20 protein-coding genes are annotated in these 19,663 nt (G+C 60.8%); 6 read left to right on the top strand and 14 right to left on the bottom strand.

Annotated elements, in window-relative coordinates:
- Positions 1-41 precede the first annotated feature (41 nt).
- From EFQ99_RS09955 to EFQ99_RS09940, 5 genes are all read right to left on the bottom strand, one after another.
- Positions 42-347 carry a hypothetical protein gene (locus EFQ99_RS09955; protein WP_126920890.1) on the bottom strand — a complete coding sequence of 102 codons (306 nt, stop codon included), beginning with the start codon at positions 345-347 and terminating at the stop codon, positions 42-44.
- A gap of 120 nt (positions 348-467) precedes the next feature.
- On the bottom strand, positions 468-1,061 hold the full coding sequence (locus EFQ99_RS09950; RefSeq protein ID WP_126920889.1) for a BA14K family protein: 594 nt from the start codon (positions 1,059-1,061) through the stop codon (positions 468-470).
- A complete protein-coding gene (locus EFQ99_RS34990; protein ID WP_164736364.1) occupies positions 1,058-1,225 on the bottom strand; it encodes a hypothetical protein in 168 nt (55 codons plus the stop codon). The genes EFQ99_RS09950 and EFQ99_RS34990 overlap by 4 nt, the downstream gene beginning before the upstream one ends.
- Positions 1,226-1,279: 54 nt before the next feature.
- Positions 1,280-2,074, bottom strand: coding sequence for a DUF1236 domain-containing protein (locus tag EFQ99_RS09945; protein WP_126920888.1), 795 nt, complete (start codon positions 2,072-2,074; stop codon positions 1,280-1,282).
- Between the two features lie 112 nt (positions 2,075-2,186).
- Complete coding sequence (locus EFQ99_RS09940; RefSeq protein WP_126920887.1) at positions 2,187-2,585, bottom strand: DUF1236 domain-containing protein; 399 nt, start codon at positions 2,583-2,585, stop codon at positions 2,187-2,189.
- Positions 2,586-2,782: 197 nt separating this feature from the next.
- Here EFQ99_RS09940 and EFQ99_RS09935 point away from each other — a divergent pair, with 197 nt between their 5' ends.
- Entirely contained in the window at positions 2,783-3,049 is a 267-nt protein-coding gene (locus tag EFQ99_RS09935; RefSeq protein ID WP_126920886.1) for a hypothetical protein, read from the top strand.
- A gap of 34 nt (positions 3,050-3,083) precedes the next feature.
- Here EFQ99_RS09935 and EFQ99_RS09930 read toward each other — a convergent pair whose 3' ends face one another.
- From EFQ99_RS09930 to EFQ99_RS09920, 3 genes are all read right to left on the bottom strand, one after another.
- Positions 3,084-5,855, bottom strand: a complete 2,772-nt coding sequence (locus EFQ99_RS09930; protein ID WP_245441473.1) for an EAL domain-containing protein — start codon at positions 5,853-5,855, stop codon at positions 3,084-3,086.
- 5 nt (positions 5,856-5,860) lie between these two features.
- Positions 5,861-6,913, bottom strand: coding sequence for a FecR family protein (locus EFQ99_RS09925; protein ID WP_126920884.1), 1,053 nt, complete (start codon positions 6,911-6,913; stop codon positions 5,861-5,863).
- 117 nt (positions 6,914-7,030) lie between these two features.
- Positions 7,031-7,879 (bottom strand): class I SAM-dependent methyltransferase, encoded by an 849-nt coding sequence (locus tag EFQ99_RS09920; RefSeq protein WP_126920883.1) that lies wholly within the window; start codon positions 7,877-7,879, stop codon positions 7,031-7,033.
- Between the two features lie 164 nt (positions 7,880-8,043).
- On the opposite strand from EFQ99_RS09920, the gene EFQ99_RS34985 reads away from it, so the two are divergent.
- The 3 genes from EFQ99_RS34985 to EFQ99_RS09910 all read left to right on the top strand — a co-directional run bounded on the left by EFQ99_RS34985 (position 8,044) and on the right by EFQ99_RS09910 (position 10,298).
- A complete protein-coding gene (locus EFQ99_RS34985; RefSeq protein ID WP_164736363.1) occupies positions 8,044-8,220 on the top strand; it encodes a hypothetical protein in 177 nt (58 codons plus the stop codon).
- 63 nt (positions 8,221-8,283) lie between these two features.
- Entirely contained in the window at positions 8,284-9,678 is a 1,395-nt protein-coding gene (locus EFQ99_RS09915; protein WP_126920882.1) for a sensor histidine kinase, read from the top strand.
- Positions 9,675-10,298: a LuxR C-terminal-related transcriptional regulator gene (locus EFQ99_RS09910; protein WP_126920881.1), complete on the top strand. Its 624-nt coding sequence runs from the start codon at positions 9,675-9,677 to the stop codon at positions 10,296-10,298. The genes EFQ99_RS09915 and EFQ99_RS09910 overlap by 4 nt, the downstream gene beginning before the upstream one ends.
- Positions 10,299-10,334: 36 nt before the next feature.
- Here the strand turns inward: EFQ99_RS09910 and EFQ99_RS34980 are convergent, their stop codons facing one another.
- On the bottom strand, positions 10,335-10,901 hold the full coding sequence (locus EFQ99_RS34980) for a hypothetical protein (protein WP_164736362.1): 567 nt from the start codon (positions 10,899-10,901) through the stop codon (positions 10,335-10,337).
- Between the two features lie 301 nt (positions 10,902-11,202).
- Between EFQ99_RS34980 and EFQ99_RS09900 the strand changes: the two genes are divergently transcribed.
- Positions 11,203-11,673, top strand: coding sequence for a hypothetical protein (locus EFQ99_RS09900; protein WP_126921456.1), 471 nt, complete (start codon positions 11,203-11,205; stop codon positions 11,671-11,673).
- Positions 11,674-11,834: 161 nt separating this feature from the next.
- A complete protein-coding gene (xth, locus tag EFQ99_RS09890) occupies positions 11,835-12,647 on the top strand; it encodes an exodeoxyribonuclease III (RefSeq protein ID WP_126920880.1) in 813 nt (270 codons plus the stop codon).
- Here xth and EFQ99_RS09885 read toward each other — a convergent pair.
- The 5 genes from EFQ99_RS09885 to EFQ99_RS09865 all read right to left on the bottom strand — a co-directional run.
- A complete protein-coding gene (locus EFQ99_RS09885) occupies positions 12,623-14,707 on the bottom strand; it encodes an FAD-dependent oxidoreductase (RefSeq protein WP_126920879.1) in 2,085 nt (694 codons plus the stop codon). The genes xth and EFQ99_RS09885 overlap by 25 nt on opposite strands.
- On the bottom strand, positions 14,704-15,882 hold the full coding sequence (locus EFQ99_RS09880) for a Gfo/Idh/MocA family protein (RefSeq protein ID WP_126920878.1): 1,179 nt from the start codon (positions 15,880-15,882) through the stop codon (positions 14,704-14,706). The genes EFQ99_RS09885 and EFQ99_RS09880 overlap by 4 nt, the downstream gene beginning before the upstream one ends.
- 24 nt (positions 15,883-15,906) lie before the next feature.
- Complete coding sequence (locus EFQ99_RS09875; protein ID WP_126920877.1) at positions 15,907-17,562, bottom strand: GMC family oxidoreductase; 1,656 nt, start codon at positions 17,560-17,562, stop codon at positions 15,907-15,909.
- Positions 17,563-17,611: 49 nt separating this feature from the next.
- Positions 17,612-19,168: a GMC oxidoreductase gene (locus EFQ99_RS09870; protein WP_126920876.1), complete on the bottom strand. Its 1,557-nt coding sequence runs from the start codon at positions 19,166-19,168 to the stop codon at positions 17,612-17,614.
- A 15-nt stretch (positions 19,169-19,183) separates the two neighbouring features.
- A partial coding sequence (locus EFQ99_RS09865; RefSeq protein ID WP_126920875.1) for a TOBE domain-containing protein occupies positions 19,184-19,663 on the bottom strand: 480 nt, incomplete at its 5' end.

Raw genomic sequence — 19,663 nt, 5'->3', positions numbered from 1 at the left:
TTCGAGTTTTGTCGGTTTTCCAGGAAACTCTGGACGAGCTCTCAATGAATTGTCTTAGTTTGCGTGTGGGTGATGCCATTGAGCGTCGCCATGAGCTTCTCGAACTCGTTCAGGATGCGATTGAACTCGGCGTCCTGCATGTTGGCGATTTCCGATATGGTCGAGGAAACGGAGGCGATCAGCCTGTCGATCCAGACGCAGCGTTCGGCGGGCACGTTTCCGAGAACTTCCTGCCGATGTGTCTTCAACTCGTGGAGGATACGGATGATCAGGGCTCCCCGCTCTGCCCTGCTCAAGAGCCGAAGCCTTGTCTGTGCCTGCTGGATATCTGTGATCAGCGTCGCCATCCCTTATCTCCCAACCTTCTAATACAACCGGTATCACAACCGCAGCGTTTGCAATATGGACTTTGGTCTGACCCCATGAAGGGTGCGTTTTGGTACGCATGTTGTGATCGCCGCCGATGATCAGTTCCACGTCGCGACAAGGTCGTGTGTGGTGCCCGGAGCGTCGCAGGTGCGCCGCGGCCCTTCCCATGGTTGATAGGTATTGTCTTCAGACCGATACGACTTGTAGCGAGCGGCGCACGAGGCTGCTGCCTGCGCATTTGATGTCGTGTAGGTGTGCTCATCAGTCCCGGCGACCCTGCTCTGAAACGGCGAAGAGCATTCGCGTATCTCACCGCTATAGGACCGATAGCTGTTGGTTGCTGGATCGAAAGAGCGGTAGCGCTCCGCGCACCAGGCAAGATGCTCGGTTGAGAGTATCGGCTGCGATGTCTGAGGTTCTCTTGGCAGATGGATAGAATCCGGCTTTGCCTTTGATGTCGTGATGGCCGATGCTTCGGTGACATAGCTGGAATAGAGAGGCGGAATTCGTTCGTAATGTTGCTGCCGAGGGTCGATTTTCACCGGCTCCGTCGTCCACAGATCACGCGCGGAGAGATCCATGAAAGCATGAGGTTCGGAATCCGCCACGACGTGGGACGCCACGGATGCGGCGGCGATGCAGGCACCAACCGCGCTGGCGATGCCAAAGGCGACGGATGCGACGGCATTCATTTGACCAGTCCCTGATGTTGAGCCTGCGGAACCCAGACGCGGCCGGCAGCACTGTCATGTCGGCCGCCGGTGGCGACAAGCGCGGCGAGAATGCCGACGATTGCGAGCAGGATGGTAATCAGCGGCATCGCCAGACCACCGGATTTTTCTTCGGAATAGATCATTGTCCTTCTCCTTGGTCCCAGCGGCGAAGACGCCGCCGGGGAGCGCCGCGGCGCCTATGCCGAGATGATGTAGACGATCGTGAACGCGGAAGGATCGACGATGACGATCCTGCCATCCGCGAGGATGAAGAACCGGTAGGCCTTATACTGCGGCACGATTTTCACGATCTGCGGCGGCAGCGGCTCGAGCCTGATCTTCTTCGGGATGGCCGTACCGACCGAGACCGTGAAGTCCACCTCATCAACAGGTTCCACCCGAACGTCCTTCACGACCTTGCGGATTTCCGTCTGCTGTTCGACCGAGATGTTCACGTTGGTGGTGTTGGTCGCCTCGGTCTTCGTGTTGTTCTCGACATTCGTCTTGCTGTTCGACTGGGTCTCGGTCGAAGACTTTGAGGCCTCGCCGGACTTTTGAATCTCGCCGGAGCCGGCCGATGTGCCGGTGTCCTGGCTGCCGGCCGGCTTCTGGGCCTCCGTCGAAGACTGTCCCGGCTTGGAAGTCTTCGCGCTGTCCGTGCCTCCAGTGCCGGTCGGGCCTCCCGATTGCGTCTTGGCTTTCGGCTGGGTTTCGGTCTGACCGGAAGAGCCGTCCGTGGCGGAGCCGGAGGACGCGCCCGGCGAGCTTCCGTCGGAGCCGGAAGGCGATTGCGTTGCTTGGCCGCCCCCCGAGCCGGAAGACGCGCCGCCAGCATCCGGCTGCTGGGTCGCGCCACCGCCGGACTGGCCGCTTTGGGCCGCACCCTTCTTGGGAAGGATCGGCGCATCCTGCGCCGAGGCGGTCATAATACCGATCGGCGAGACGCCGAGCGAAAGTGCCACTGTCAGGACGGCGAGTGTCTTGGTCTTCATAATGATCTCTCTGTTTTTGGCCGCACGACGACATCCGTCGTGCGGCGGTTCTCAGGCTCTAAACGATGATTTCTGGAAGGGTGACGCGGCGGTGGCCGCGTAGAGGATCAGGTCACTTTATGACCTGGATCACCTTGCGTGACGACGGTTCGACGATGATACGTTGATCGTTGACAACCGCATAAGCGTAGGTCGGATCGTCGGGAATAGGCGTGACGACGACGGTTTCCGGCAGGGGCTGGCCGACGACGATCTTTTCCTTCACGACCACACGCGCCGACGGTGCCGGAGCCTCGCGGACATAGGTAACGACCTTTTGCGGCGGCGGATCGATTGCGGTGCCGACGACCGCACCGGCAACACCGCCGACAGCCGCACCAACCGGACCACCTACGATCGCTCCGGTAACCGCACCACCGGCCGCGCCATTGACGGTCGACGATTGGGCGAATGCGACGCCCGACATCAGGGTCGCGGCGGTTGCCGCACCTACGATAAGTTTGGAGAGCATTTTCTCCTCCTTTGGTTTGACGCGGCCTTCTTGACCGCTGCAAACCCAACGATCTGAATGCCGGGTCGTTCCCCAGCCCGGACCTCAGTCTGATGAGGTCCGGCCTTTGGTCCTAAATCCATTTCAATGTCGGTTGCCGGCGCTAATTGCAGATCGAGAAGCCCTCTCGTCGCGGGCAAGGCAGGAGACTGAAGGAGATGGTACGATCCAACCGCCGGGAGGCTGGACGCAGGCGCCTTGCAATGCGTCTGCCGCAGTTGCGGAAACTGATCATGGAATCCCGCGACCCGTCGCAGCTCGAGCTCTTCGAGGCCTACCAAATGGCGATCGAGGCCCGCCATCTCGTTCGAGGGCAACCATCCAGTTCGAAGCTCATACGAGAATATGACGAGACCTGTTTCGAGATCGAACGGCATGTCATCCGCGCGTTGGATCAATCTTCCTACGCGAAAGTTTCAAAGTGAACCGGCGTTCTTGGCGTGCGAACCCGGCGAGCCGTCATACCTCAGCGGCTAAAAGCTCTTCGACGCTCCATTTGGAAAGCATGCGAGCGGGATCATCCGGTCTGCCAAAGAGATAGCCCTGCCCCATCTCGCATCCGAGGCGATGCAGCGCTTCGGCTTCAGGCTCGTTTTCGATGCCTTCAGCGACCACCTGCAGGTGCAGGCCATGCGCCAGGGAAATGATTGCCCGCACGATCTCGAATGCGTTGGGATTGCCGTTCATCCGCCTCACGAAGGACTGGTCGATTTTGAGCTTGTCGAGAGGAAGGTCTGCGAGATAGCTCATCGACGAATAGCCGGTGCCGAAGTCGTCCAAGGCAATGACGACCCCTGTTTCGCGAAGCGCGCCTATCTTTGCGATCGACGGTCCGCCTTGATCGAGGAACGTGGATTCCGTCAGCTCAAGGCACAATCGTGAAGAAGGAAGCCCGCTTGAGAACAACGCCTCCCTGACGTCGGCCTCAATGTCGGACCGCTCGAACTGAAGTGCCGAGACGTTGACGGCGACGCTGAGCTCGGCAGGCCAGGCGGCCGCCTCGGTGCAAGCTTCAAACAGCGTCCAGCGGCCGATATCGCAGATCAGGCCGGAAGATTCGGCGATCGGGATGAACTCGGCCGGAGATATCAATCCGAATTCGGGATGGTTCCATCGGATCAAAGCCTCCGCGCCGACAAGCTGTCCATTCGCGAGTTCGATCTGCGGCTGGAACAGCAGGAAGAACTGCAGGTTCTGAAGAGCATCGTGCATATCCTGCTCCAGCCGGCGCGATCGGGCCTGGCGAACGGCAGTAGAAGGATCGAAAGAGGACCACCTCAGGCCCGGCGTGGCCCTCGCAGCATCGAGCGCCGATTCCGCGGCGTTCGGGAGAGCGCCGGGATCGGCTTCGCCGGAGCGGGCTATTCCGAGGCGGACCGAGATCGGCACAGCCGCGCCGCGAATCGGCACGGGCTCGTCGAACAGCGCAAGAAGACTATTTGCAAATCTCTCGATCGGGCGTTCATCGATCGCTGAGGTGGCGATGCCGAAATGGCCGCCATCCAGTCTCGCCACGAGATCGCCGGCGAATGCATAGCGCAACCTGGCCGCCACGGCTTTCAGAAGCTCGTCGCCCACGTCACGCCCCAGAGTGGCGCAAAGCGACGAGAAGCGCTCGATATCCAGCACGCAGACGAAGACTTTGCCGTGGAGGGCGGTCAGGCGAGAGGCAAACTCCCGACGGTTGAGCAATCCGGTGAGCTCGTCCAGCTCCGATAGTCTCTTCAACCGCTCCTCATATTCATGTCGTGCGGTGATGTCCCTTATGATCAGGCAGCCGGCAAACCGCGAGCGTGCCGCAGTCGCGTGCGCATTGGTCTGTTCGACTGGCGAAATCGTGACAGACGCCTCGTAATGTACTGCCCGCGAACCTCTGTTGTCAGAAAAATCGACGAGGCCCGTATGTATCTTGCTCGGTTGGGCATCGTATTCGGAAGCGAGCCTGCGAACGACATCGATGACAGCGGGATGGGCGCCACCGAGAAGGGACGCACCGACGTCGGCTCGCAATATGGTCCTAGCGGATTCGCTCGCCTCGACGATCTTCAGATCGCTGTCGAATGCGATGACGCCGTCCGAGCTGTCGGCAATAATCCGCCGCATGAGACGCCGGGTGTTCCGCACCTCCGTATTGGCTATGGCCACAAGCATCCGGCCGAGGTTGACGCGCTCGTTTAGGGCCAGCATCCAGGCGAGCATCAGCATCGCCCATGGTACGGCTGTGCCGATAAGCAGCCCGTACCGCCACTGCAGCAGAAATGCGCCGACCTCACCAACGATGATGATGGTTAGTCCGGTCGCCGCCACCGTGATCAGTCCGGCCGAACGGCCGCAGACCACTCCGATGATGAGCATCCCTGCAAACAAGAGTTCGAGCGGCGCCTGGTCGAGCGTTCTAAGGAAACGGTTCTGGAGCAGCGTCTCGGCAGCGAGGACGTGGATGAGCGGGCCGGCAATCGCTCCGTAGACAGGAACGGCAAAAATGTCCTTGAGTTCGGCCGCCGATGCTCCGACCACCACCGAGCGGTCTTTGATTGCGTCGGCCGGCACGGTCCCGTCAAGCACCTGGGATAGTGAGAATGTCGGCACGGTATCCGGCCTTATCGAGTAATCGACCAGCAGGGAACCGGCGCTACGGTCGACTCTGCCGAGGGCAGCGGCTGCGGACTGGGTGGGGTTTCCGTCAAACTGGCTTCCCAGATCGAGACGACGGACGATCCCGTCCGCATCCATCGCCACATTGGCGAATGCCGGCCAGGCATTCCGAAGGAACTGCGGGATCGGCCTTGTCACCGCCGTCTCAGCCGATGACGCCGTCTCCTGCTGCCGGAATACCGGTAGAAGAACGCCTCCCCCGAATCTTTCCAGCGCCGCCGCAAGACGGTCGTCCTCCTGCTTGCTGGAGAACGCGCTGAAATCGACGTCGAGGAAGATATCTTTGGCGCCCGACGCGGTCAGCTTGTCGATGAGGGTCGCATAAGTGCTCCGCGGCCAGGGCCATGTTCCGACGGAATCAAGGGAACGTTTGTCGATTGCAACGAAGACGATGTTGCCGGTGGCCTTGCGAGGCGCCCATTCGAACCGCTTGGCGAAAAGGCTGTTGTTCAGCCCCTGGATGAAGCCGGTGCCGGCCCCGGTCAGGGGCAGCGCCAGCATCGCGGCGATGAGCAAAATGCGAACCGCGATGGTGCTGATGCTACCGGAGAGATGGTCTCCGGCCGCCTTAGCCATGCCTTTCACTTGTCCTTGCCTTTGCCGTTTCCGCCGGAATTGCCGTTACCGTTTCCGCCGCTATGATTGTTGTCATTCCCGCCGTTGCCGCTGCCACCGGAGTTGCCGTTACCGTGGCCACCACCATTTCCGTTTCCGCCGCCGTTACCGTTGCCACCGGAATTTCCGTTGCCGTTTCCGCCGGAGTTGCCGTTGCTATTGCCATTGCCGCCGGAATTACCATTCCCGCCATTGTCGTTTCCGTCGGAATTGCCACTACCACTGCCGCCGCCATTGCCGTGCCCACCACTGCTGTCAGCGCTGTCATTGCTGCGGCTGCTGCTTTCGCTGCCCTTGCCCTTCCCGCTATTGTCGTCGTCATTCGTGCTGGAGCTGGTATCCTTGCTGGCAGCCGAAGACTTGTTCTTGGCCTCGGACGCTTCGACTGCGCCCGCGAGTATCGTAGCGCCAACGGCCGGAACCCTGGCGACCGACGGGGCAACCGAGGTGATCTCGGGCTTGGCTACCTCGCCCTTCACCGTCATGCCGACCTTGCTGTCGACGGTCGCGCTCTGGTGCGGTCCGACGTTCGACAGCTGGCCGCTTGCGAAAGAAGTAACCTGAACCAGACCGCGATCGACGGAAACCGATGCCTTTGCCTTGCCGACCGTCACGTGGAAGATCGTTCCTTTCACGACGGCCGCGAGATACGGCGTCTGCACGGTCGTATGAGGCTGGCTTCGCTTCTCGATTTCGAGGTCCAGCGAACCGACCTGCTCGACGATCTGCGTCTGGGGCGCAAGGAAGCCTCCGTAGGCGGTGATCGAGGCGAGCGTATTCGGCTGAAAGGTGATGTTCTCAACGCCTCTGGCAAGCTGAACTCGCCCACGCGGACCGGTCGAAACCCAGGCCCGGTTAGGGACCACGTCGCCGGCGCGCAGGTCCAGCCAGTTCGTTCTGTCGATGGTATATTTCGCTTCATCTGTTGCCTTGACGACCCGCCAGTCGTCGGCTGCCGCAAGCGTGGAGGCCGACAGCAAGATCAGTGCTGCGGTCAGAATGCGGTATGTTATCGACATGAATGCTGCCCTCGAACTTTCAGGCAAGTCAACCACGTTCGAATTAAGAATGATTATAAGAAGGGACGACGATTGTCGGAATCGTATGATTAATATGTGAGCGTGAGCCAACGGGCTTCATGAAACCCGGCCGACGACGACGAAGGCGCTCATGCTGCCGCACGGACGAACTCCATGGCGCGACTCCACATGCTCGGCCACTTCGTCGACTATTTCGCCGATGCGCCCCGGCGCCCGCATTTCGATCTCTTCCCGGAGCGGAGAGCCCTGGCAGAAGGCCGCGGAGACATCATGAGCGGCTGCGACCGAGGTCAGCTCGATCCGATCGCAGGAAATTGGGGCAAATCCCGCCGAAGACACATGCGCCTTTATCGAACTTGGATCGAAGTAGGAATATGGCAAGCGCCTCAGAAAGTCCGTCGGATCGGAGGGAAAGAGGCTTGCCAGGCTTTCGTCCACAGATCTTGCGAAGTCGTTGGCAGAGAGTGAATCCCACGTCGCGAACAGGAAATGTCCGCCGCTGCGCAGCACTCTTGCGGCCTCGCGATAGGCCTTCACCTTATCAGGAAAGAGCATCACACCGAATTGGCAGGCGACGAGATCGAACATCGAGGACGCGAATGGGAGATTTTGCGCATCCGCGTGCATCCAGTGCGTCCGCGACATCGTCAGCGACGGCGCCCCGACGTCGATCATCGCCTGACTGAGGTCGGTGGCCACAATCTCCGCGGCGGGATCGAGCGTCGCCCGCAAAGCCCGTGTCAAGGCGCCGGTTCCAGCGGCAATCTCGAGAACGCTGCCTGGTTTCAACCGTTCGGCAATGATCGCCATCTCCGCCGCATAGGGCGCAAAAAGGATTGGTACGAGAAGCGTCTCGTAAAAATCGGCAACGCTCTCCTCGAACGGCGTCGGAGAAACGTCCGATGCCGCGCCGACGCCACCTTCGATATCTGCAGAAATGGTCACTCGCACATCTCCAAGCCCTGGTCCGTTTGATCGTGACATATGACTGGATCGGCCGATGTCTACGGGGATCGGACCTTGGTCCCGGCGCATTCCGACCGAAGTCCCTGGGATGGAACGGGTAATCGATCGGCTCCGTTTCGAACGAGACCGAAGGAGATTTGAGCATGCCTCAGAGCAATAAATCCAAAGTCGATGACGCCTGGAACGCGTCCGTCATCGCCCTCGTTATCATTCTGGCCGGCCTTCTCTACATGTTCGGCGCAGCCATGTCCGGCGACAGGCTGCAGTTGACCGAGAGCATCAAAGGCGCCGAAATCTTCGATACCAGGGATGTGCGGTGACACCGTTTGGAAAAACTCTGAAGAAGCGATAGGTTAATCGGGAAATTTCTCGCCGGTATCAAAATGAATTGGCTTCGCCGCTGGAATGCCCGCTCGCTCGCCTCCCAGTTCTTCATCGCGGGTGGGCTCATATCAATTGCCACCATGTTCCTGGTGGGCCTTCTCGTAACCCACCTCATCGAGGACGCCGTTATCCACAATTCCGGCGCGGCGACGGCGCTATACGTGGATAGCGTGGTCGCACCGCTGCTTCCCGACATGCAAACGGAATCCCTGTTGGACGAAGGCAGCACGCAGGCTCTGGACGAGACCCTCAGCCAGGGCGCGCTCGGCCGGCGCCTTGTTTCTTTCAAGCTTTGGCGAAGCGACGGCACCATCCTCTATTCGAACGAGAAAGCGCTCGTCGGCAAGAAGTTTCCGGTAACCGACAAGCTGGAAAGGGCATTCGCAGGGTCTCTGGTCGCGCGCTACGAGATCGCCAGCGATCCCGAAAGCATCGAGGAGCACGCGCTCGGCAAGCCGCTTATGGAAATCTACAACCCCGTGCTCCAGCCATGGTCCGGGCAGGCGGTTGCCGTCCTCGAATTCTACGAATCAGCAGAAGGGCTTGGCGACAGCCTGGCGCATGCTCGGCTCCGGAGCTGGGGTGCTGTCGCCGCTCTCACGGCAGTCTTTTTCCTTGTTCTCTCCGCCCTGGTGTTCCGGGGCAGCCACACGATAGAGGCGCAGCGCAAGGATCTCAGAGAACGGGTCAATCAACTATCCACGCTGCTGGCCGAAAACCGCGGACTCCAGCGTCGGCTGCAACGCGCCTCCCAGCGGGCGGCAGCGCTGAACGAAACATATCTGCGCGGCATCGGCGCCGATCTGCATGACGGCCCGGCACAGCACATCGCATATGCATCGTTGCGACTTGACAGCGACCTGCTGATCAACGCGACCACACAGCCCGAAGCGCGCGAAAAGGAGCTTGCCTGGATACGCTCCAGCCTCGCCGAAGCCATGACGGAGATCCGCAACATCTGCAGCGGGCTGGTGCTGCCGCAGATCGAGAAGTCCTCGATCACCGAGATCGTGACGCGTGTCGTCGAAGCACATCAGCACAAGACCGAAACCCGTGTTGAAACAATTGTCGACGAGGATGGACCCGAGCTTGCTCCTGCCGTGAAGATCTGCATTTATCGCTTCGTTCAGGAGGCCTTGAATAACGCCCATCGCCACGGCGGCGGCATCCAGCAGACTGTCAAGGCCGTCTCGCACAACGGACATGTCCGCGTCGAGGTCAGCGACCGTGGCGACGGCTTCGATCCGAGTGAGGTGAGGCCGTCGAGCCTCGGTCTGGTCGGGCTTCGGGAACGCATCGATAGCCTCGGAGGATCCTTCGACATCAAGACAGGCGGAGGAGGAACGACGGTTGTTATGACCTTCGAGCCTATGGAAGTGGGAGATGAGAGATGACAGCAATCACCATCGGCGTCGTGGACGACCATCCGCTCTTTCGCGAGGGTGTAACCCGCAGCTTGTCGGAGATCAGCAATTTCGTCGTCGTCGGAGAAGGCGCCAGTAGCGATGACGCGGCCATGATCGCTTCCAACAACCGCCCCGACGTCATGCTCCTTGATGTCTCGATGCCCGGAGGCGGACTATCGGCAATCGGCGAGGTCCTGGCACTCAGCCCCTCGACAAAGATCCTCATGTTGACCGTATCGGAGGAAGTAGACACGTTGCTTGGAGCTCTGCAGCGGGGAGCGATGGGCTATGTTCTCAAAGGTGTGGGTTCGCGCGGCCTTGCCGAAGCGATCCGGACCATTCTTAGCGGATCGCGATATATCTCGCCGACGATGTCGGCAAAGGTCATGGAGAGTTCGTTACAGGGCGGAAGCTCCGAGAAAAACAGCCTGACGCCGCGGGAACGCGAAGTGATGGATCTTGTCGCCCAAGGCCTGTCGAACAAGCATATCGGCTTGCGTCTCGGCCTGCAGGAAAAGACCGTCAAGCACCATATGACACAGATTCTGAGCAAGCTCGGCGCCTCGAACAGAACCGAGGCGGCTTTACAATGGCGCGAACGGCGCTAGCATCGGACGCAACGCGCCGCGCATGTTGGAGTTGCCCTAACGAAAGAAGCGGCTCAGCCGGCGGGCATCGCTGGCGGTCCCTTGCCGACTTATAATCGTCCTGCCTTTCCCGTCCTTCATGATATAGCGGCCGCCTCGCAGGGTTTCAGTGATGCCATTCGCGTGACGGATGTCGATCGAGCCATCGGAGGCTTCGGTCGCTCTCGTTCCCGAGGCTTGCGACGAGCCTGTCGCCGAGGAAGAAGATCCCGAACCGTTGCTGGAACTCCCGCCGTTTCCGGAACTCCCGCCGCCGTTTCCGTTCCCTCCCCCATTGCCGCCGCCGTTACCATTTCCTCCCCCGTTACCGTTTCCTCCTCCGTTGCCGCTACCGCCGCCGTTACCATTCCCTCCGCCATTGCCGCTATTGCCGTTCCCGCCACCGCTATTGCCGTTACCGCCGCCGTTGCCGTTTCCATTGTTGCCGTCTTTTGCCTGGGCGAATTTCACCGCCAGAAGCGGAAGGGAGCCGCCGAGATTCAATGTCACTGGAGATGCGACAGCTATGAGGGCAACGGCTGCGCCGCCACCCAATCTTAGACAATCGCGTTTCGAGATACTCATTGCGGCCTCGTTCGTCCATTCCTCGACGCTCCCACACAATTGTAGGACGCATGAGATTTGTCGCTGTTCCGAAGATCGAATGCAACCGGACCTAGGTACCAAAATAGGCTGGACTTTGGTCCGATTCGTCTGATTTCCAGCCTAAGATCCGATAAAGGCCTGCCATATGCAACTTTAAACTGCGCACCGGGCCCTTCGCCTGCTCATCGACAAACGAGCCGCATAAGGCGGGAACGCATTCTTACGGAACTTCTTTGCCCGTCGTCGCTTTGATTGTCGAAGTGCAATGGAGGAAACCCCGATGGCAAATCCAAATGAATCCCCCGCAGTCCAGTCCATGCGGAAGGAGCAGGCAGAGCAGCGCAAGCAAGGCCGAAAAGGCAACCTCGACAAAGGTATTGAGGACACTTTCCCAGCGTCCGACCCGGTGTCGGCCACGCACACCTCGATTCCTGCCGGCCGCACCGACACCGAAGAGGCTGCACGCGTGAAAAGGGAGCCGGACCCCACCCGGCTTGACGACGAATATCCGCTCGTCGATCAAGCCCTGGGCTCGACCGGCGAAGCCTCCCACGAAGAAATGCGGGCGCTTCAGAAAGAAGCCGGTCGGATGGTCGAATCCGCATCAGAGCTGGATTCCGGAACAGCACGCCTGGCAAAGGCGGAAGCAAACAGCTTCGTCCGCGATCTCGAGGATCGAATACGCCGGCAGCCGCTGACAGCCGCAGCAATCGTCGCCGGCATCGCTTTCGTCTTCGGCGCAACGCGTTGAGGCGTGCGGCAATTCCGCAACGCTGCTCTATCTTCAATATGACGGCGACGAATTGATCCGAGTGACAGTCGGCTCGCTCGATCACCCCGAGAAGATTCGACCGAGGAAACCCGGGAGCGTTTCTAGAGCACAGCGGCACAGCCTCCGACTTCCGGGGTCTCATGAAAATCGCAACCTACAACGTCAATGGGATCAACGGACGGCTGGACGTCGTGTTGCGCTGGCTCAAGGAGGACGCGCCGGATGTGGTATGCCTCCAGGAACTGAAGACAGACGACGCCAGGTTTCCGCGAAAGGAGATCGAACGGGCCGGCTACGGCGCCGTCTGGCACGGACAGAAATCCTGGAACGGGGTTGCCATCCTTGCGAAGGGCAAGACGCCGATCCTGACGCGGCGCGGTCTTCCCAGCGATCCCGATGACAGCCACAGCCGGTATATCGAAGCCGTCGTCGACGGCATTCTGATCGGATGCCTCTATCTTCCAAACGGCAATCCGTTCCCGAGCGCCAAGTTCGAGTACAAGCTCCGCTGGTTTCGTCGCCTGCACGACTATGCCGGCGACCTCCTCGAGCTCGACGTACCTTCGATCCTGGCTGGCGATTTCAACGTCATGCCCACAGAGATCGATGTCTACAAGCCGGAGCGCTGGCTGGACGACGCGCTTTTCCGGCCGGAAGTTCGCAAGGCCTATGCCCGCCTGGTCGCCCAGGGCTGGACCGATGCCGTCAGACATCTGCATCCGGGAGAGCGCATCTACACCTTCTGGAAGTACTGGCGGAACAGCTTCGAACGTGACGCCGGGCTTCGCATCGACCACTTCCTGCTCAGTCCGGCCGTTGCACCGTGGCTTCGATCGGCCACCGTCCGGAGAAAACCGCGCAGCTGGGAGCATACGAGCGACCATGCGCCCGTGATGATCGAACTCGACGTGCCATCACCGGCCGCGCCTCATTCATCCGCCTCCAGATCGTAGATTCTGCCCGTCAACCAGGCGGGCCAGTCCCGTTCGAAGAAGGACTTGGCGCTCTCATCGAAGGCGCGATTCTGACGTGTTGAAAGCCTGATCTCATCCCCATCGAGCCGGACGACGATCTGCTCTTGCCGATGCGCCTGGCGTTCCTTCCGGAAGCGATATTCCTGCAATGGACCGGAGTGTGCCAACGGAAGGCATTCGCCTTCCACATCGCATATCGCTCGCGCGCCGCGGCTGCCGCCGCCATTGCGGATGAAGAAATCAAGCGCGCTGAGTACGGCTTCCGACGCGAGCGCCATGTGCCGCCATTGCACGCCGCGAACCGCCTCCGCGCCACGACCGTAGGCGACGCCTTTGCCGCGAATTTCGGCATTCAGCTTGCGCGCTTCGATCAAGGCGCCGCTGACACCCTCCTGATCGCAGATAATGCCAGCCTTCTCGCTCATTCGCGCCTGCACTTCCGAGCGGATTGACTTGACGGTGAACGGGCTCTCGGTGCTGAGGGCGCCGAGAAGATCGGTGATGCCTGCCTCGGCGGTCGCGGTTATATCCTTCGCAGCGGCCCCCTTCGCCCTGCCGCTCGCGTTGATATGTTCGGCCGCCCGGGTGCCGAAGACCTGCCCGGCGTTCAGCGCCGCCCCACCCGGCCTGGTTACGCCATGCGTGCCCGCTGCCTCACCGACCGCGTAACAGCCCCTAAGAGTGCTGCGGCCCCAGGTGTCGACCATGACGCCGCCGTTCATGTGCTGGTTGTTGACCGCAAACTCCAGCGGCTCCGCGGCAATGTCTATCTTGTAACGGCGATAGAGTTCGATCGCGAGCGGGTTCATATGTTTCAACCGATCGATCGGCATATCCTGGTCAGCGCCGGCCTTGCCGAGATAGAGGCGGACGTCATCGTCAAGTCTTTCCAGGCTGAACGGCAGGTCGCCGGAGACCGGCAGCGGATTGCGATTGAAGTCCATGAAGACACGCCGTCCCGCGGCAGTCTCGCGATAGATGGCGAGATCCACCAGGCTCGAGCCGAAGTCGAGCATGCGCGTCGCGTGAAACGGCCATTGATAACCCTTGCGGAAGACATTCGACGCCAATTCCCGGGTGCTGCGGTAGTACTCACCCAGAAAATCGTGTTCCGCGCCTTCGGAATCGACCGAATAGATATGCGGCATCGCCTGGACATAGGTGCCGGACAGATTCCACGGGAAGCCCTCCCGGCGCGTTCCGATACCGAACTGGCTTTCGGTCAGGTTGACGAGCTCGATGCCTGCCTCGAGAGCTAGTCCGAGGGAGCCGAAGCAGCCGTTTGGATAGACACTGTCGCGATAGAGTTCGCCCGGTCCACCGGCCGCAAGCACGATGACGTCGCTGGTGAATAGCGCAATGCCCAGCGGGTTCTTCTCGGTGCGATCTCCGGCGCGCATGACGAGCATTCCGACGACATGGCGGTTCGCTCCGTCGCCTTCGGTGAGAATCTTGACGGCGGTGGTCTGATTGTAGAACGGCACGCCGAGCCGGATCGCTTCCTCGGCCAACACCTTGACCATGAGGCGGGAGGTGCGCGGACCGCAGCTGGTGGCGCGGCCGACCTCGTCGTGGTCGGTCTGATATCTCAGCGTTCCACCGAGCGGATCCTGGGGCAGCGGCAGACCCAGGAACTGCAGCGATGCCATCATCCGCGACGAGCCCACAGCCTCGACATAGGCCGTATCCTCGTCCATGGCGCCGCCGCTACGGATGGCGCGCGCCATGGCCTTATAATTGTCGCCCTGGTCGGCGGTATTCGCGGTGTGAAGCGTCTGCTTGTCCGATCCCGAACAGGCCGATGTTCCGCCCCATGCGCTTTGACTGACGATGACCACGTCATCGCCGCGCCGCTTCATTTCCACCGCTGCACGCAGCCCCGCCGCGCCGGAACCGACGATGACGCAGCCGGCTCGATAGACCGGCACATCGACGTCGGCGAGCCGGACCGTTTCCGAAGGGGCGGCCTCGGGCGGAAGCCGCGGCATGTCGACATCGGTCAGGGCGTCAAGAATTTCCTGCGGAACGTCGATGGTCATTGGCGGTCAGCCAGCGGGATGTCGACCCAGCGCCTCTCGCGGGAAGATTCCATGCATGCGTCGACGATCTGGCAAATGTGGTGGCCGGTATCGAATGTCGGCCACATCGGTCTGTCGGCAACAATCGAGCGGATCACCTCGGCCACCTCGATGATCTTGCTTTCATTGTAGCCTAAGCCGAAATTCGGCAGAGGCAGGAAAGCCCGGAAGGTGGGGTTCTCGGGGCCAACGTCGATTTCCCGAAAGCCGCGCCGTCCCGTCCGGTCGTCGTTGGAGTAGAAACGCAGCCGGTTTATCTCGTCATAGCTATAGGCAATGCTGCCCTTCGTTCCATAGACCTCGTAGGTCTGCATGAACTTGCGGCCGGTCGCGACCCGGCTGAAATCGACGATCCCGCCGGCGCCGTTTTCGAACCGGCAGAGCAGGTTCGTTGCATCGGGGTTGGTGATGTCAGCCCAGGACTCATCGCCTGTCAGTTTCACCTGCTCGCCATAGGCAAGACCCTCAACGACGGGCCGGCGCGGCGTCACGATCAGATTGTCGGCGATCAGGGAACTGACGCGGCCGACCAGGAAATCCATGAAGCTGAAGATATGAGAACCGGTATCGCCGACGATCCCCGTTGGCGCAAGCTTTCCATCGGCGCGCCACATGAAGGGCGCTGTGGGATCGCCGTACATATCGACGTGCTGGCAGCCGCGGAACAGCTTGATCTCGCCGATTTCGCCGGATTGGATGATGTCCTTCGCCAGATCATGAACCGGATTTCTGGGAAAAGCGTGTCCGACGCGGGTAATGACGCCCTTCTCCCTGGCAATGTCGGCCAGTTCCCGCGCTTCGGCGGCGGTATTTGCCAATGGCTTCTCGCAATAGACATGTTTGCCCGCCAGCAAGGCGGCCTTGGCCACCTGGTAGTGAAGATGGTCGGGCAGGCAGATATCGATCAGGTCGACATTGGGATCAGCGACCGCCAGTTGCCAATCCTGAAGAATCCTTGCGCCCGGCGCCCTGTTGGCAAGATCCTCGGCGGCCTTCGGGTTACGGTCGACGAGCGCCACGATTCGTGCCGTCCCATCCGACACGCCGAAGAAATGGGGAAAGGTCTGGTAGGCCATGGTGTGGACCTTTCCCATCCAGCCCGAGGCGCCAAGCACCGCCACTCTCACTTCAGACATCGTCATTGCTCCTCTCGACAGGGCTTACCGAATTTCGGCGCGAGCCCGAGGCCTCATATCGTTGCGTTCATAGGCGAAGATGGTCGGGGCAAGTGCGGCTAGGCCCCGGATGAGATCCGATCCCTTTTCGCCGACCATGATGGTCGGAGCGTTGGTATTGCATGACGGCACGCGCGGCATGACCGAGGAATCGCAGACCCTGAGGCCCTCCAGGCCGTGGACCTTAAGATCGAGCCCGACAACTGCATCCGGCCCGGTTCCGATCTTGCAGGTGCCGACGGGATGATGGTCGGTCTTTGCGTTGGCGCAGCCGTAGTCGAAAAGCTCCTCGTCGGTCATGACCTTCGGTCCGGGAAGCCTTTCGGCCATGACATAAGGCTTCAGCGCCGCCTGCTGCATGATTTCGCGCGCGATCTTGAGCCCCTCCAGGGACATCTTCCTGTCGTGGGAATCGGACCAGTAATTGGGGTCAATCAGGGGAGCAGCGCTCGGATCGGACGACGATAGACGCACTGTTCCACGCGAGCGCGGATGCAGATAGGCGGAGTTGAGGGTCACACCGGCATTCTTGAGCCGCTCGACGCCCGCTTCGATGCCGGATCCCAGACCGAGGTGGAACTGGATATCAGGAGAACGTGCATCGGGATCGGCATACCAGAAACCGCCGGTCTCGAAGAGCGACGAGGCGACCGGTCCGCTCCGGAACAAGACATACTGGATGCCGGCCCAAAGCGTGCGGTGAAATTTTGCGACGCCATCATAGGTGTGATCGCCGGTGCATTCGGCGATGACGAAAAGATCCAGATGATCCTGGAGATTGCCGCCGACACCGGGCAGATCGTGGAGCACCTTGACGCCCACCGACTTGAGATGATCGGCCGGCCCTATGCCGGATTGCAAAAGGAGCTTCGGCGATCCGATCGCCCCGGAGGAAATCAGCACTTCGCGTTCGGCGCGCACGATCTCCAGGCCGCGCGACGTCGCAATCTCGACGCCGATCGCGCGCGCTCCTTCCAGGACGATGCGAGCGACGCGCGCGCCGGTGCGCACCGTCAAATTCTTCCGGTCCCTGATCGGCGAGAGGTAGGCGAGCGACGCCGACGACCGGCGGCGATTGCGCTGCGTGAGCTGATAAAAACCGACGCCCGCCTGCTGACGACCGTTGAAATCGTGATTGTAGGGAATGCCGAGTTCCTGCCCCGCACGGATGTAGGCGTCGCAGATCGGCAGCGCTGCCGCCGGCATCGAGACACCGAGCGGACCGCCATAGGAATGATAGTCGTCGGCGAAGCGTTGGTTGTCCTCCGCGCGTTTGAAATACGGCAGGATCGACCGGTAGTCCCAGCCCTCGCAACCGTCTTCACGCGCCCAGAGGTCATAATCCGCAGCGTTTCCGCGCGTGTAAAGCTGGGCGTTGATCGATGAGCCGCCACCGATGACTTTCGCCTGCGTATAGCGAAGCACCCTGCCCTTCATGTGTTTCTGGGGAACGGTCTGCCATCCCCAGCTGGCCACGCCTTTGGTCATCTTGGCAAAGCCGGCCGGCATGTGGAAAAGAGGATTCCAGTCGCCTCCGCCCGCTTCCAGGAGGAGCACTTTGACATCTGGATCTTCGCTCAGCCGGTTTGCAAGCACACATCCGGCAGGACCGGCGCCCGTGATGATGTAGTCGAATGCCATTTTTACTGTCCTGGTGCTGCGATCTGTCGACCGATGGCCGGCGGCGCGTTCAAAGTGTTGACCGGTTTTCGGCGTGTGTCAGGCGCTCTGAGCCCGGCACGCCTGTCTGCAAGTCCTTCGATGCAATGTGGCCTGCAACTCGGAGCGCCTGGCTGGCGATGGTGAGCGCAGGATTGACCGCAGCCGACGTGGGCAGGAAACCGGCGTCGACGACGAAGAGGTTTTCGTGATCGTAGGAACGGCAGTAGGTGTCCAGCGGGGCGGTGGCGGGGTCGTTGCCGATGCGGATCGTTCCACACTGATGGGACGGCGTGCGCTTGTCGAAGGGCCTCGAGAGCACGATCGGAAACCCAATCGATTTCAGAATCGTCTTCAGCTTGGCGACAAGGGCAAGATGCGCATCCCAGTTGGTTCGCTGCCATTGGAGAATGATCCGATCTCCATCCACCATGACTCGGCTTTCGGGATTGGGCACGTCCTCGCTCATCGCATAGAAGTCGATGGCATGGTTTGTGATGAAGCGCAGAAGCCATTCCGGCGCTTGCGGCAACGAACCCTTCAGAACCTTTTCGGAAATGCGGCCGAGGAGCTGCACGTTGCCAAGCGGTGGCCCTCCCTCCCCGTCCGACAGATAGAAATCGTTGAAGGCAAATGTCTTCTGATAGACGGCGGTGTTCCTGAACTTCGGCGAAACCCCGATGACGGCGGACGCATTGTGGTTCATGAAGTTGCGGCCTACCTGGTCGGAAGAGTTGGCGAGGCCCTTTGGGAAGCGGTCGTTTTTCGAGCGCAGCAAAAGCACGGAGGACTGGACTGCGCCGGCGGAGAGGATGACGATTTTCGGCGAAACGGTCACCGCCTGCCCGTTCTTGACGTAAATTACCCGGTCGATCCGGCTCCCGGCTCCCGTCTCGAGCTTGGTTACGCGCGCATTGGTTTCGAGCCGAACATTCTCGTGCTTCAACGCCAGAGCAAGGGCTGCGGTCTCGGCATCCATCTTCCCATCCCGCGCGTTCGGATGCGCATCCCATGGCGTGCGCGCCTTGGAGAGCCAGGCGTCGAGATCCAGGCCAAGCGGCAGGGAAAACGGATGCAGGCCTTTCTCCTTGAGCCGTGCCCTGACATCGGCGATCGGCGCCTCGTCAGGGACCGGCGGATAGTCGTAGGCAGCCGAGTGATATGGTTCGGTGGGATCCTCGCCCAGACTGCCGCGAACCTGGTACAGCTGTTCCGCCCTTGAGTACCAAGGTTCCAACTCCTCATAGGGAAATGGCCATGCCGGCGATACGCCTTCCCGATGTTCGATGACGTCGAAATCCTGCCTGCGATAGCGCGACAAGACAGCGCCGTAGAACTTCGAATTCCCGCCGACATTGTAGTAGTTGCCGGGATTGAACCCCTTGCCGTTCGCCTCGTACCACGTCTCTTTCGGCCGGAAGTGGCCGCGCTGGAAGATGGCGCGCTGGTCGCGATTGACCGGAAGATCGGGGATATGATCGCCGGCCTCGAGGATCAATATCTGTGCACCTGATACAGCGAGGCCGGCGGCAACCGTGGAGCCGCCGACGCCTGAACCGATGATGATAATATCTGGTGAACCGCTCATCTCAGCACCTGACCATCACGCGATCCTTGCCTGGCTTTCCGGATCGAAGAACACGGCCTTGTCGAGATTGAAGGCGAGGCGGGTGTTTTGTCCTGGAGCGATGCGGGTATCGGCGCGCAGGCGTGCGACGACGGATTTGCCGCCGAGCTTGGTGACGGCGAAGGTGTCGGAGCCGGCGGGTTCGACGACCTCGATCAGGCAGTCGCCCTCGGTCAGCGAGCGCGCCTTGCGGTCGGCGCCGTCGGGATCGGTCAGGGCTTCGGGGCGAATGCCGAAGATCACCGGTTTGCCGGCATAGGAAGACAGGCCGTGATTGCCTGACATCACCGGCAGCCTGAGCGGGGCGGCATTCGGGCGTTCCAGCGAGACCTCCAGCCCGCCCCCGCCGTTTTCGACGGTGGCGTTGAGCAGGTTCATCGCCGGCGATCCCATGAAGTCGGCAACGAAGATATTGGCGGGATTGTTGTAGATCTCGGCCGGCGTGCCGAACTGCTG

It is taken from the genome of Rhizobium vallis (assembly GCF_003985155.1).
In the GTDB taxonomy this organism is placed as follows: Bacteria; Pseudomonadota; Alphaproteobacteria; order Rhizobiales; family Rhizobiaceae; genus Rhizobium; species Rhizobium vallis.
This window is presented reverse-complemented; position numbering and strand designations above follow the sequence as displayed.

What these genes read in the sequence shown, in the direction of transcription:
- EFQ99_RS09955 (WP_126920890.1), bottom strand. Translation starts at nt 347, where the DNA reads ATGGCGACGCTGATCACAGATATCCAGCAGGCACAGACAAGGCTTCGG.
- EFQ99_RS09950 (WP_126920889.1), bottom strand. Translation starts at nt 1,061, where the DNA reads ATGAATGCCGTCGCATCCGTCGCCTTTGGCATCGCCAGCGCGGTTGGT.
- EFQ99_RS34990 (WP_164736364.1), bottom strand. Translation starts at nt 1,225, where the DNA reads ATGATCTATTCCGAAGAAAAATCCGGTGGTCTGGCGATGCCGCTGATT.
- EFQ99_RS09945 (WP_126920888.1), bottom strand. Translation starts at nt 2,074, where the DNA reads ATGAAGACCAAGACACTCGCCGTCCTGACAGTGGCACTTTCGCTCGGC.
- EFQ99_RS09940 (WP_126920887.1), bottom strand. Translation starts at nt 2,585, where the DNA reads ATGCTCTCCAAACTTATCGTAGGTGCGGCAACCGCCGCGACCCTGATG.
- EFQ99_RS09935 (WP_126920886.1), top strand. Translation starts at nt 2,783, where the DNA reads ATGGTACGATCCAACCGCCGGGAGGCTGGACGCAGGCGCCTTGCAATG.
- EFQ99_RS09930 (WP_245441473.1), bottom strand. Translation starts at nt 5,855, where the DNA reads ATGGCTAAGGCGGCCGGAGACCATCTCTCCGGTAGCATCAGCACCATC.
- EFQ99_RS09925 (WP_126920884.1), bottom strand. Translation starts at nt 6,913, where the DNA reads ATGTCGATAACATACCGCATTCTGACCGCAGCACTGATCTTGCTGTCG.
- EFQ99_RS34985 (WP_164736363.1), top strand. Translation starts at nt 8,044, where the DNA reads ATGCCTCAGAGCAATAAATCCAAAGTCGATGACGCCTGGAACGCGTCC.
- EFQ99_RS09915 (WP_126920882.1), top strand. Translation starts at nt 8,284, where the DNA reads ATGAATTGGCTTCGCCGCTGGAATGCCCGCTCGCTCGCCTCCCAGTTC.
- EFQ99_RS09910 (WP_126920881.1), top strand. Translation starts at nt 9,675, where the DNA reads ATGACAGCAATCACCATCGGCGTCGTGGACGACCATCCGCTCTTTCGC.
- EFQ99_RS34980 (WP_164736362.1), bottom strand. Translation starts at nt 10,901, where the DNA reads ATGAGTATCTCGAAACGCGATTGTCTAAGATTGGGTGGCGGCGCAGCC.
- EFQ99_RS09900 (WP_126921456.1), top strand. Translation starts at nt 11,203, where the DNA reads ATGGCAAATCCAAATGAATCCCCCGCAGTCCAGTCCATGCGGAAGGAG.
- xth (WP_126920880.1), top strand. Translation starts at nt 11,835, where the DNA reads ATGAAAATCGCAACCTACAACGTCAATGGGATCAACGGACGGCTGGAC.
- EFQ99_RS09885 (WP_126920879.1), bottom strand. Translation starts at nt 14,707, where the DNA reads ATGACCATCGACGTTCCGCAGGAAATTCTTGACGCCCTGACCGATGTC.
- EFQ99_RS09880 (WP_126920878.1), bottom strand. Translation starts at nt 15,882, where the DNA reads ATGTCTGAAGTGAGAGTGGCGGTGCTTGGCGCCTCGGGCTGGATGGGA.
- EFQ99_RS09875 (WP_126920877.1), bottom strand. Translation starts at nt 17,562, where the DNA reads ATGGCATTCGACTACATCATCACGGGCGCCGGTCCTGCCGGATGTGTG.
- EFQ99_RS09870 (WP_126920876.1), bottom strand. Translation starts at nt 19,168, where the DNA reads ATGAGCGGTTCACCAGATATTATCATCATCGGTTCAGGCGTCGGCGGC.